The organism is Leptolyngbya cf. ectocarpi LEGE 11479 (genome assembly GCF_015207065.1).
Lineage (GTDB): Bacteria > Cyanobacteriota > Cyanobacteriia > Phormidesmidales > Phormidesmidaceae > Leptothoe > Leptothoe ectocarpi.
Genome location: NZ_JADEXP010000197.1, coordinates 1 through 11,893 on the forward strand (window position 1 = coordinate 1; position 11,893 = coordinate 11,893).

An 11,893-nucleotide genomic window follows, 5' to 3' on the forward strand; every position below is an offset into this window, starting at 1 on the left:
TCATTGAGAATATGGCTATTACCGCTGTGGATGAACAGACAGTTACTCTGGACAACGGACAACAGTTACCCTTCAAATACTCGATGATTTTACCGGCCTTTCGCGGAGCCAAATTTGTGCAAGCGGTGTGGCAATTGAGCCTAAAATCAACCCAATTACCGTCATCTTAATGGCTGCACTAATATTGCCCTTGGCAAAGCCTGTCCAGGAAATAGTCATGCCGCTGGTGGGTAATAGGGAAGCCAACAAGAGACCCAGGGCAACCAGGGGCTGGTCTGCAAAAAATAGCTGTCCCATGCCAAAGGCAAAGAACGGAATCACCGCAAAATTAATCAGCTGGGTGAGTAACTGGACCTTATAGTCTCCTCCCGATAGCACCTTCTGAAGTTGCAAATTAATCATCATGGGGTACACCATGAGAAAGGTTAGAGGAATAATCAAGGCTTTAAGGGGGGCTGGATTAGCGATAGCTCCAAAAATCAGACCGGCGACCATAAATACAGGAACAGACCAGACTAAATTCTTCTGGATGAACCCCAATACCTTCCACACGACAACTATTCTCCTTTTTCGTTAAGTTTTTTCGCGTGTATCTATGAATTACTCTTTCCAGCGATCTCGGTGGGTGGGTAAACCTGCTTTTTGCCAGGCCATCATGCCGCCCGTGATGTTAAACACCTGGCTAAAGCCTAGTTTGACCAATATCTGAGCGGCCATTGGGCTACGGTGAGCCGTTAGACAAATAACCGCGATGGGTTCATCTTTGGGAAGTTCCCAAAACCACTGCGGCAGTGCCAGGTTGCGTAGTAGTGGCATCTGAGCCATTAAAATACGCGGCAGGCTTAGGTTAATCGTGTCAGGGGCATGGAAAAGGTTGTATTCAAACCGACTCCTGACATCAATGAGTTGCAAAGCTTCGGTGGATTGAACAAAATCTTCTGGGACTACGTCAATGATAGTGGGCTTGGATGGGGATGTAGAGATCATAGTGTTTTTGGATAATGTTTCTGCGTGTGCGGCTATTTACAATCAGGCTCAAACAACAACCGCAGCTAACAACTGGTAAGGGCCACCGTTATAGAGCCACTCAGCCACCGAACTGGCTTGCCATAGGGGATAAAAGTGAAGCCCAATAGCGGCTGTAGTTGGCACAACTGCAGCAGTAATCGGATTGTTACCACTCAGAATTGAGCCCAAGACGGGTTCACGAATTCCCTCTAAGTCGACAGGTGGAGCTGAAATAAGCGAGATCGCAAACACCAGGGTTGCAACCATCAGGGTGGGAATCATCAACACACCAAACCAGCCAATGTAAAGACGGTTCTGCGGCTCGTGACCCACTCAGAAAATTGTTCCCAGGGGCTACGACGATCAAGGGCAGGTGGTTGCTTATATCCTATTAATGTACTCATCATTTAAACCTCCAAGATGGTTAAGAGAGTTTGAAGGGGCTCCCTGACTGATTACTTTGGCGAGGGCCTATGGCGAACACGGAGGATCCAACGTGTAAGCTAATCTCAAGTCAAGTAACCTCAGTCTTATTGACTCAACTACCTAGTCTTAGATGCATCGATAACGGCTAAGAAGTCTCAAGCGGACAATAGGGTGAAGTTGAACCGCTTATAACACTATATAACTAAATGGCTATTCAGTCAATAAATCGATTGATGCTTGATATCAGTCTGTTTTCTGATACCCTGCAGTGATTTGAGTCAATGGAACCCCAGCGATGAGACGCCAAGATTCCATTAACACTGCTATTAGCCAACTATTGGCTGAGCCTGATCGGTTAAGGCAAGCTCTACAGTAATCCAATAAACATCAGGGATAGTTTCAACTTGCTTGTTTCTCGCGTCACTTGCGCAGGTTCTCCCAATTAATCGAAGATCTATCTCTTAAAGATGTATCCGGCAGACTAGCGACTTATATTTTGCTGCTCAGTCATCAGTCAGCTAATCGCAGGGGTGTGGAGTTGACAATCACGAAAGGCCAATTGGCTGCTTTTATGGGTACGATTCCTGAAACTCTTTCTAGAGCATTACAAAAAATGGGCCATGACGGTCTGTTGACCGTAGATGGCCCTAAAATTAGGATTCTTGATTTTCAACGGCTGCAGGCCTTGGCAGGAGACTATACTCCAAATAAATGCAAGTAAAACCTGCATTGAGTGGTAACCCGTATATCGCTATGATTAATCACAGAAACCCAGGCCACCGAGTTCAGCCCCCACAAATTGGGCCGAATCAGCTTAGCAAAAATCTCTCAGTTGATCACACCCACCAGGGTTGTTCATTAGTACGTGGGTCAGTCTCGTTCCAGGGATAGATCCAAATGGCCTCATCCTTAACCACCACATGAACTATCTTGAGGGGCAGGGGCGCAGGCCCACGCACAACGTTGCCCTCTGGATCGTAAAGAGATCCATGGCAGGGACATTGAAACTGCTGATCTACCGGATTCCAGGGGAAGGTGCAACCCAGGTGAGTACAGTTATCGACAATACCTCTGGTGCCCAGGGAGCCGTCGTCTTGGACTATCAAATAAGTCGGTTCGCTCGCCAGTCCTGCAATCAAGGCGCGAGTTCCAGGCGGATTAGCAAGGATTTGACTGGCTGGAATCGGGGTGCCCAGTTTATCTTTTGCGAGAATCCCGCCTCCCTCAGATACCTCTCGAGGTGGAATGAAAAACTTACCGACAGGGTAGAGGGCTGCACCTGCGGTTGCTGCAACCACTGCTCCTGTTAAGAAGTTGAGTAGCTGCCGTCGTGATAAGGATGGTCCCTCATAAGGAATTGCGTTTTCCATGATTTAATTCAAATTCAGTTCATCTCATCATTCGATATATGACCAGATAGCAATATGATACTTCAACAGTCTTTTGTTTTTAGTTGCCCAACAAGAAAACAATCTTCAGGAAGGATGCATAGATTTTATTCTATAAACAACATTATATAACTATTTGGTAGTATAGTTGACAAAAGGTTGTCTAGTTGTTTTCAAAGGAAGTGCCTTATAACTTCCTCAAATTTCTGACTTATCATCCTATTGGCTGGCGTTCAGAAGTTTAGAGAGCTTTATTGCCGCCACAGGACTAATGAACAACTAGAGGAAAAGCCTGAATAAAGAAGATGGAGGATGAAAGCGCGCTATGGCCAACGTTGTTGTAATTGGGGCCGGTCTGGCGGGGTTGCCTGCAGCCTATGAACTACGTCACTTGCTGCCAAGCAAGCATACGGTAACGCTCATATCCAGCGAAACCAAATTTACCTTTATTCCGGGGCTGATCCAAGTGGCTTTGGGGCTGAAACTATTGGAGCATGTGCAGTTGGATCTATCGCGGCTGGCGCAGCGTCATCATCTAGACTGGGTGCCTGGCAGGGTGACAGCCCTTGATCCTCAGACTCGCTCTATTACAGTCGAGGGGGAGAGAACAATTGAGTATGATTATGTTGCGATCGCAACCGGAGCCTCTCTAGCCTTTGCTCAAATCCCCGGCTTAGGTCCCCACGGTGGCTACACCCAGTCGGTATGTACCCCTGACCATGCCATTGCGGCCCATCAAGCCTGGCTTGATTTTCTCAACAATCCAGGTCCGATAGTTATAGGTGCCGCGCCAGGGGCGGGCTGTTTTGGTCCCGCCTATGAATTTGCCCTGATGGCCGATCACGAATTGCGTCGTCGAGGATTACGTGATCAAGTGCCCATCACCTATGTCACCCCAGAGCCCTATGCAGGGCATTTAGGCGTCTCTAATATAAAAAATGCGAGGGAACTGACTGCCAACCTAATGCACGAACGAGATATTACGATCATTGAGAATATGGCTATTACCGCTGTGGATGAACAGACAGTTACTCTGGACAACGGACAACAGTTACCCTTCAAATACTCGATGATTTTACCGGCCTTTCGCGGAGCCAAATTTGTGCAAGCGGTACCTGGCTTAGGAGATACTAAGGGGTTTATCCCTGTTTTACCCACCCAGCGTCATCCAGACTTTTCCAACATTTATGCCGCAGGTGTCAGTGTTAAACTAGTGCAGCCCGACCAAACCCGTGTTCCCATCGGGTTGCCCAAAAGTGGCCAAATGGCAGAAGCCATGGCCACCGCAGTTGCCCACAACATTGCTGTTGAGCTGGGAGCGCTTCAAAATTCTCTCAGAGTGCCAACATTAGAGGCATTGTGTTTTGCGGAATTCGGCAATACCGGTATTGCTTATATTGCCGCCCCCGTTCTGCCTGATCCAGAAACTGGCAAGCGGAAGCGATCCTATGCTGTTCGTGGCCCATGGGTCGTGTGGGTAAAAGCAGCCTTTGAGGAATATTTCATGGCCAAAATGCGCACAGGAGTTGGCATGCCCTGGTTTGAGAACCTGGGATTACGTATTCTCTTTGGTCTACAGATGCTGAAGCCAACCACCATTAACTATGAACAAACGGCAGTTAGGCCTTAAGCATTCCATTGAGTGAGATTTGGTCTTTGTTGATACTCAGCCTATGGAGATTCAACCTAATCCGCAGGAGACGATATCTATGTTCAGAATTCTATCCAATACCATACTGGGGTTCTCGCTAATCGGACTTGTTATTCTCGGCTACCCAGCGATTGCTCAGGCTCAGCCGGAACCAGCCCAGCTTGCCAAAGCTGTTCAGGAGATTGAAAATTTAGATGCCATGCGTAGCGGTCTAGCGGCTTACCTGGAAGATGCTACAGAACCACCGACGGCTGAGACCATGAAGCAAGTGTGTAAACCCGTCGGCATGAAAGCCATGCAGCTCAGTCAAGAGAACGGTTGGCAGGTGAAGCAAATCGCTAAAAGGTATCGTAATCCAGCCCATAAACCCGATAATCTTGCAGCCACTACTGCCCTGTCTACATTTGAGCAATCCCCAGAGTTAATGGGGTTCTGGGAGAAAGAAACCTTGAATGACCAGACAGGTACTCGCTATTATCGTCGCATCAATGTGGAAGCGAGTTGTTTAGTCTGCCATGGGTTCAAAGACAATCGGCCGCAGTTTGTAAAGGATAACTATCCCCAAGATTTGGCATATGACTTCAAGGTAGGTGATTTACGGGGTATGTATGCGGTATTTATTCCCGATTCAGTGCAGCAATCGGTTCAAGCTGCCCTGAGTGAATAAAACTAGTAAGATAGGCATCATTAGGAGATTTTTATAATGTGGCAGCGTGTGCGCCAGCTGATTCTTTGGCTGACTTCTTTCAGCTACGCTGACTGGCCAGTTGTTGTCATGAAAGGAGGAAAAGTTTGATGTTTATTTCTCTATATAGCTATATAATAATTGAGTAGAAACTTATCAGTCAAGTTCTTCTCGCTACAAACAACATAGACTTTCGAGAGCCTATTAGCGGCTCGCTGCTCTAATGCTCACAACTTTCCCCTAGATTTAGCCGCTGGAGAACCACAGCCTGTCGCTCTGACGGCACCAGCTGTTGCAGCGTAAGTTCAGGTTGTTTTTTCGTTGAGATTTGATTTTGTTCATGATGGGGAGTATTGAATTCCCCTCCTTTATAAAAAATGCGTGTGAGGTATCTATATGACAGCAAATTCAGTCCAAAAAAATCCAGAAACCAGGGTATCCTTGAGTTGGATAACTGTTATCTTTTTTACACTTGTTCATATTCTCGCCTTATTAGCGCCCTGGTACTTTTCGTGGCAGGCTCTAGGCATGACCCTATTGCTCCATTGGCTCCTTGGCAGTATCGGCATTTGTCTTGGGTACCATCGACTGCTCAGTCATCGCAGTTTTCAAGTGCCAAAATGGTTGGAATATGTGATCGCTGTGATTGGGACATTAGCCTTGCAGGGAGGACCTATTTTCTGGGTTGCCGGACATCGTTTACACCATGCCCACACGGAAGATGAAGCAGACGATCCCTATTCTGCTAAGCGAGGTTTTTGGTGGAGCCATATGCTCTGGATGTTGTACCCCGATGCCAAGTTTTTTGACCCGGACCAATACAGTCGTTATGCACCAGAGTTAGCGAGAGATCCTGTTTATCAATGGCTAAATCGCTACTTTCTACTGTTACAAATTCCCTTGGGACTATTGCTGTATAGCTTAGGCGGTTGGTCTTTTGTGATTTACGGTGTCTTCCTGAGAGCGGTGCTACTATGGCATAGTACCTGGTTTATAAACTCGGTAACTCACATGTGGGGCTATCGCACTTTTTCCACCCAGGACAACTCTCGAAATCTCTGGTGGGCCGCTATTTTAACTTATGGAGAAGGCTGGCACAACAACCATCATGCCTATCCCAACGTTGCTCGGGCCGGATGGCAGTGGTGGGAAATTGATGTCACCTGGTGGGCTATTTGGCTGTTGAAAATGCTCGGACTTGCCAAAAAAGTTGTCAAGATACCTGCCCATGTGAGCCCACTACTTAAGTGAATTCTTTGATTACTCTTTACAAGTTTACAAGGAGAGTCACCATGCCACTGACCGAAAGACAAACCAATCTTACTCCGAATTGCCTCAACATTATGGGGTACGTCAACCGTTCCGAAGTGAATGGTCCCGGACATCGGGCAGTGGTATGGGTACAGGGTTGTTTACGAGAATGTCCGGGTTGTTTTAATCCGGACTCCTGGTCCTTTGAACCGAATCAGATTGTTACCATTGATGAGCTAGTCAAACATATTCTCAATGAGCCTAAAAATGAAGGAGTTACCTTCTCGGGAGGCGAACCTTTTTGGCAGGCTGTTGCATTGGCCGAAGTAGCCCGACGGGTTAAAGCCCATGGGTTAAATGTAATGTCGTTTAGTGGGTTTACCTTGACAGATTTACAAAAAGAAAATGCCCCGGAAGGATCTCAAGCACTGTTGGAACAGCTTGATATTCTAATCGATGGCCCCTACGTTGAGTCCCTGGCTATTCATGAGCCTACATCGCCTGTTTCATCCCGCAATCAGCAAGTACGTGTCTTTAATCCTGCTTTAGCAAACCAGATTACATGGGCCAGTGATCAGATAGAGGTCCACGTATTCAAAGATGGTAGCCGATTGATTACGGGATACCGTGGGTATTCGGATTAATGAAATCATGGTCACCGTTACGGCACCACCTAGAACAAAAAATACTGCATCTGTAATCCGTCAATGAACCAGCAAACCTGGCAATTCAAGGAAACGATTCTGTTCCTGCAAACAGGTTGGTTAACCGTGATTAGCGAAAAGCTTAAAACACCCCAAGGCAAGCTATTGAACTATTGGCGTGTTGAAAAAGCAGATTCTGTGATTGTGTTACCTATTCACCGGCAACAACTGCTACTGCCGCCACCGGTCTATCGCCCTGGCGTGGACCAATCCACCTGGGACTTTCCCGGAGGGCGATGTCCTGACGGTCAGAGCCTCCATCAGGCTGCAACAACAATTCTCCAACGGGAACTTGGGATTTTTCACTCTGCGCTATGTTCCTTGAACCCAATCAATCAAACTGGCTGGGCAATTAACAGTTCCTTTTCCAATCAGTGTCTTTATGGTTTTACAGCCGAGATTAAGCCTGACGCTCCCTGGGTACCCGAGAAATTGGGGGCAACTTATCTACTCACTGAGTCAGGCATACAGTCCTTACTAGATAGGTTAACGTGTTTGCAATGTAGGAGTCTACTAATGGAATGGTGGATGACTAACGGTTGGAAACATTCGGCTTAAACATTGGTATGAAAAGAATATTATGGCTGACATTTAGCAACTATATGGTCATATAGTTGCTAAATGTCAGCTATTCTAATCCCTCACAGCTTCCGTAAAAACGTATACAGTTTATCTACCAGCCATATAACCAAGCCTGATTAGCTGCTCTCCAGCGATCTCATCACACATGGCAATCTCAGCAGCAGACAGCTGCTCTTTCCAATCACCCACTGAGCCTGAACGCACGTACTGTCCCTCACCCTTCTGCTGTACCCGACGAATATCTCGCGCTGCCACAATAGCCTCAATCTGTTCTTCAGTCCATCTGAGATTTGCAAACTCAAAAAGCTGTTGCAGGCTTCTCTCCGGATCGGCCTTAAGTGCCTCATAGCGCAATGTATGAACCCGAGGCGCTAGCCCAGGTCGCTCGCGAATAATCTCACCCCATTCCACACACTGTTTCCACTGCCGCATAGCACCCGCCGTCCCGATTCGTGCCCAGGGCTGCTGTTTGGCTAAAGCATTATAAGACACACAAACATCCCGACCATCCCGTACCACCTCAATAATCCGAGCCTCGGGAAATCGCCATAAAATCTGCTCGGCATAGCGAATATGCATCGGTGTCTTTTCTAAAATTGTTTGACCCGGCTGACCATGCTGCTCAAAAAAACGAGCAAACATGGCAGCGATCAGTTCTTCCGCCTGGACCAGCCCTCGATTAGTTTCCGGAACTTCTGCACGGATTGCCTGGATCAACATCTTGAGGTCTTCATAGCTCACCAGACCATGCAATCCATGGCTATCAGGCCGATTGAGAATCTGATGCTCTCGTAAAATTCCTGGCCAAATATCCCCAGACTGAAAGCCAAACAACAGGGGCTTTAATCCATAACGTCGTAAAATTCCTTTCCACGACCGCAGCCGTCGCTGCCAGTTCCACTTTGGTAGCTCCACAAACGGCTCATACACCAGGCGATACGCATGGGTTTCCCTGGGTACCATCACCACATCATGATGCTCGCCAATCAATGACGTCACCCACGATGTCCCTGATCGGGGACAGCCTACTACAAAAAGTTTTGGGCAGGGAGAGACTTGCCCCATATCAATATAGTTATCGACCGCTTGTGTATGCATAGCTCAATAAAAGTTAGGGGAAAGGAGTCGGGGGATGAGGGCTTATTCCAGGGTTAAGGGGACCAAATTCTGTGTAGGTGTTGTCGTATCCGTTAGTATCCATATCCATTACCTGGGCTGATGCAACCGGATGGATTAACTCAGCAAATCGCTCTGCACACTGCACCAATGTCCGCATCCGATAGTGGTCATGGGCATTGGTTGCGATCTCCTGTAGCGATGTCGGCTGCACGAAGTTTTGCAGTGTTGATGTTTTTAAATAATGGTGGTTGGCCACGATACCATCCTGGGGCATTAATCCATGGCCGTTGCATATCGGCAGCAGTCCATGGGAGCAATAGGCCGCATACACTGTAGATTTTGCTAGATTCCGAGGAAACCGCCGATAGTCAAACATCCCAGCGAAGGACTCAGCCAGTAACTCACTGATCTCAGGCGCTGATAAAAATCCTGTGCGTACCACGTTCACGTTCAGTCCTTGGTGCTCCCAGTCAACCGGACGCCCCACATCATAAAGTGTGTCGATCGCTAGCATGTTACAAATGTGATTGATTGTCTCAGTGTTGTTACGGTAAACGCGGGTGCGATCGCTACTACCAAACACAATCAACGACCGCTGCCGCGCCGACAGCGGCTTCACTTCAGCGACTTCACCAATCGTCGAAAAATTTGGCACACAATGTACAGGAGACTTAGTCCACCGAGATAATGTTTGCTGAAATGCCATGTTATTAGTTACCACTGCATCGGCCACCTGCGCTAACCCACGAGACACCCGCCGCTGTACAAAGTTAGGACAGCGAACGCGTTTATAACGCAGCGTTGGCAGTTCATGAAACATCACTACAATCCGTAATCCCCGCTGTTTGAGCACATTGAGCGCATCGACCAACCACATCGGTGCATCTAGTTTTCCCTGTAAGTACGGGTAATTACTATATTGAAGAAAAATAGTTGATATGTTTTCCGGCACCTGGTCTATTAATTCTGCCGCCGTATGGGTATGCAACCGATGTACTGGAAACTGATCCACTTGGGGCCGTAGCCGAGGATTCGGTCGAAATGCCAAGAAATCAGACAGAATCTGGTGGTGGTCATACAGCTGATGGGCCAGCTGCAAAGCATAGTCACCGACACCATCCACGTCAGGAAACAGGCGGGGTACTATTTGTAAAATTCGAGTCGGTTGAGCGGACATAAAGATGCAGATGCGTGACGTTAGACATGAACGTAAAGTAAATTGGTAGCGTCAAGAAAGATACGCTCCATACCCCTCACTCCAGCTTCGCAAGATACTGCTTTACCTGCTTCACCAATAACGGTGTCGAACGCTGGTTAAACAAGTTCCCAAAAAATCCAGGAATTTTTGTTAACTCCACTCCCTCTTTTGCCACCGTCTGCCAACCTAGTTCACGACCAAAGTACCAGTCCAAAATCTGAATCTCCGCACAGAACAATTTCACCCGTCCCTCATAGGGGTGAGCCACATAAAGATCTGCAGCGATCTCATTTGCCTTTTGTGCCCGAGCATAGCGATATTCATAGGGCACTTTAGAGGTTTCTGACGGCGAGGTGGTGACAGTGCCAGCTGCCTTCCTAGACTCATCATCATGAGAGGAATCATGATTATTCCTCAACCCAAGACCTCCTGTAGGCATAATCTTTTGCCAAACCTTTTTCGGTATCTGCGACAGGTTCTCCCATCCTCCGTGATAGTAATAGTTCTTCTGCAGCCAGAACATACCCAGCTGCAGGTTACTTTGTAGTTTTACTAATAACGTCTCAGGCAGTTCTCCTGGCCGGTAAGAATCAATCAGAACAACACTCTCGATATCTTCACCATCCGCCTGCAGCTGTTGAGCGATCTCAAACGCCACCGCCCCACCTAAGCAATGCCCACCGACTAAATACGGTCCCTTCGGCTGCACCATCCGCATCTCTTTAATGCAGTCCGTCGCCAACTCTTCCACTGTTGTGTGGGTTACCTCGCTACCATCCAAATCAGGCCGCTGCAGGGCATAAAACGGTCGATCGGTTCCGAGCAGATGGGAGAATCTTGCCCAGGTGAGCGCATCCGCCGAACCCCCATGAAAGAATAACGGTAGTTTCGTACCACTGGTCTGAATCGGCACCAGGCTGGACCATTGAGAAACCGGCTGATCCTGACTTAGAAGCGCTGCAAACTGACGCACGTTGGGGGCTTGAAATAAGGTCGCCAGCGGTAATGCACAGTCCAACTGCTGCTGCATCTGGTTAAATAGCTGCACCGCTAAGAGCGAATTCCCACCCACCTCAAAAAAGTTATCCTCTACACTGAGGGGTCTCACGCCCAACACCGATTCCCAAATCTGAGTTAGCTTTAGCTCCAACGGATTACTTGGCGCAAAGAAGCGGCCCTCCAGCTGATCTCGACTGAGATTGGCTGAAGTACTGTCGGCGGACTCTGTAGGGTGTTGCGAAACGGTCAGCTCCTGGGGTGGCAAAATCTTGCTGATAGGCCATTCCGGATTTTCTACAATAGCCATCAACACCGTTTGAAACTGACTTAACAGAGTCGCAAGCACATCATCATTCAAAGACTGCGCCAGCAGCATCACCGTCAGCTCATCCCCCGGTTTGACAACCACCGTCAGTCCATAGGTGCTCACCAGCCCTGAGCGCATGTTCTCCACCTGCAAACTCCGCTCCGCCTGTGTCGCCGTCTGAATGGGATAGTTTTCAATCACCAACAGACTCTCAAACAAACGCCCCGGCACTCCACTCCAACCCTGAATTTGATCGGTGGATGCATAGCCATAGCGGCTCGCCGTTGCCTGCCGGGTTTGCAGATCCTGCAGCCAGTCCAGCACTGTGCGCTCTGTGGCCACCTTCACACGCACCGGCAACACATTGATCAGCATGCCAACAATGGCTTCAACGCCTACTAAATCCCCCTGGCGTCCAGAAACGGTTGTGCCAAAGACGATGTCTGGATTTTGGCTGTAGCCGTGGAGAAGCAGTGCCCAAATTCCTTGCATGAGTGTGTTGAGGGTGAGACGGTGCGATCTCAACATCCCCTGCACTCGCTCAGTTACCTCAGCAGAAAAACTAATCGTAGGAC

Annotated in this window: 12 protein-coding genes and 1 pseudogene; 6 read left to right on the forward strand and 7 right to left on the reverse strand. The window is 48.2% G+C overall.

Annotated elements, in window-relative coordinates; all coding sequences use genetic code 11:
- Nucleotides 1–72: 72 nt before the first annotated feature.
- From IQ260_RS18985 to IQ260_RS18995, 3 genes and pseudogenes are all read right to left on the reverse strand, one after another.
- Nucleotides 73–552: an arsenic resistance protein gene (locus tag IQ260_RS18985; protein ID WP_322744997.1), complete on the reverse strand. Its 480-nt coding sequence runs from the start codon at nucleotides 550–552 to the stop codon at nucleotides 73–75.
- Between the two features lie 48 nt (nucleotides 553–600).
- Nucleotides 601–987, reverse strand: a complete 387-nt coding sequence (locus IQ260_RS18990) for a rhodanese-like domain-containing protein (protein ID WP_193994674.1) — start codon at nucleotides 985–987, stop codon at nucleotides 601–603.
- Between the two features lie 66 nt (nucleotides 988–1,053).
- A pseudogene (locus IQ260_RS18995) lies at nucleotides 1,054–1,412 on the reverse strand (Photosystem Q(B) protein 1); the annotation flags it as partial.
- 446 nt (nucleotides 1,413–1,858) lie between these two features.
- Between IQ260_RS18995 and IQ260_RS31905 the strand changes: the two are divergent.
- Entirely contained in the window at nucleotides 1,859–2,155 is a 297-nt protein-coding gene (locus IQ260_RS31905) for a Crp/Fnr family transcriptional regulator (protein ID WP_193994675.1), read from the forward strand.
- A gap of 115 nt (nucleotides 2,156–2,270) precedes the next feature.
- On the opposite strand, the gene petC is transcribed toward IQ260_RS31905, so the two are convergent.
- A complete protein-coding gene (gene petC / locus IQ260_RS19005; RefSeq protein WP_193994676.1) occupies nucleotides 2,271–2,804 on the reverse strand; it encodes a cytochrome b6-f complex iron-sulfur subunit in 534 nt (177 codons plus the stop codon).
- Between the two features lie 343 nt (nucleotides 2,805–3,147).
- Between petC and IQ260_RS19010 the strand changes: the two genes are divergently transcribed.
- The 5 genes from IQ260_RS19010 (at nucleotide 3,148) to IQ260_RS19035 (ending at nucleotide 7,671) form a co-directional block, all read left to right on the forward strand.
- On the forward strand, nucleotides 3,148–4,452 hold the full coding sequence (locus tag IQ260_RS19010; RefSeq protein WP_193994677.1) for an NAD(P)/FAD-dependent oxidoreductase: 1,305 nt from the start codon (nucleotides 3,148–3,150) through the stop codon (nucleotides 4,450–4,452).
- A gap of 79 nt (nucleotides 4,453–4,531) precedes the next feature.
- Entirely contained in the window at nucleotides 4,532–5,140 is a 609-nt protein-coding gene (locus IQ260_RS19015) for a Tll0287-like domain-containing protein (protein ID WP_193994678.1), read from the forward strand.
- Nucleotides 5,141–5,554: 414 nt separating this feature from the next.
- The gene (locus tag IQ260_RS19025) at nucleotides 5,555–6,409 is read left to right on the forward strand and encodes an acyl-CoA desaturase (protein ID WP_193994679.1); all 855 of its coding nucleotides are present in this window, start codon (nucleotides 5,555–5,557) and stop codon (nucleotides 6,407–6,409) included.
- A 41-nt stretch (nucleotides 6,410–6,450) separates the two neighbouring features.
- Nucleotides 6,451–7,053: a 4Fe-4S single cluster domain-containing protein gene (locus IQ260_RS19030; protein ID WP_193994680.1), complete on the forward strand. Its 603-nt coding sequence runs from the start codon at nucleotides 6,451–6,453 to the stop codon at nucleotides 7,051–7,053.
- 63 nt (nucleotides 7,054–7,116) lie between these two features.
- A complete protein-coding gene (locus tag IQ260_RS19035) occupies nucleotides 7,117–7,671 on the forward strand; it encodes an NUDIX hydrolase (protein WP_193994681.1) in 555 nt (184 codons plus the stop codon).
- Nucleotides 7,672–7,782: 111 nt separating this feature from the next.
- Here IQ260_RS19035 and IQ260_RS19040 read toward each other — a convergent pair whose 3' ends face one another.
- The 3 genes from IQ260_RS19040 to IQ260_RS19050 form a co-directional block, all read right to left on the reverse strand.
- The gene (locus tag IQ260_RS19040; protein ID WP_193994682.1) at nucleotides 7,783–8,793 is read right to left on the reverse strand and encodes a sulfotransferase; all 1,011 of its coding nucleotides are present in this window, start codon (nucleotides 8,791–8,793) and stop codon (nucleotides 7,783–7,785) included.
- Nucleotides 8,794–8,806: 13 nt separating this feature from the next.
- Nucleotides 8,807–9,991 (reverse strand): glycosyltransferase family protein, encoded by a 1,185-nt coding sequence (locus IQ260_RS19045; RefSeq protein ID WP_193994683.1) that lies wholly within the window; start codon nucleotides 9,989–9,991, stop codon nucleotides 8,807–8,809.
- A 76-nt stretch (nucleotides 9,992–10,067) separates the two neighbouring features.
- On the reverse strand, nucleotides 10,068–11,893 hold a 1,826-nt coding region (locus IQ260_RS19050; protein ID WP_193994684.1), incomplete at its 5' end, for an alpha/beta fold hydrolase.

What these genes read in the sequence shown, in the direction of transcription:
- IQ260_RS18990 (WP_193994674.1), bottom strand. Translation starts at nt 987, where the DNA reads ATGATCTCTACATCCCCATCCAAGCCCACTATCATTGACGTAGTCCCA.
- petC (WP_193994676.1), bottom strand. Translation starts at nt 2,804, where the DNA reads ATGGAAAACGCAATTCCTTATGAGGGACCATCCTTATCACGACGGCAG.
- IQ260_RS19010 (WP_193994677.1), top strand. Translation starts at nt 3,148, where the DNA reads ATGGCCAACGTTGTTGTAATTGGGGCCGGTCTGGCGGGGTTGCCTGCA.
- IQ260_RS19015 (WP_193994678.1), top strand. Translation starts at nt 4,532, where the DNA reads ATGTTCAGAATTCTATCCAATACCATACTGGGGTTCTCGCTAATCGGA.
- IQ260_RS19025 (WP_193994679.1), top strand. Translation starts at nt 5,555, where the DNA reads ATGACAGCAAATTCAGTCCAAAAAAATCCAGAAACCAGGGTATCCTTG.
- IQ260_RS19030 (WP_193994680.1), top strand. Translation starts at nt 6,451, where the DNA reads ATGCCACTGACCGAAAGACAAACCAATCTTACTCCGAATTGCCTCAAC.
- IQ260_RS19035 (WP_193994681.1), top strand. Translation starts at nt 7,117, where the DNA reads ATGAACCAGCAAACCTGGCAATTCAAGGAAACGATTCTGTTCCTGCAA.
- IQ260_RS19040 (WP_193994682.1), bottom strand. Translation starts at nt 8,793, where the DNA reads ATGCATACACAAGCGGTCGATAACTATATTGATATGGGGCAAGTCTCT.
- IQ260_RS19045 (WP_193994683.1), bottom strand. Translation starts at nt 9,991, where the DNA reads ATGTCCGCTCAACCGACTCGAATTTTACAAATAGTACCCCGCCTGTTT.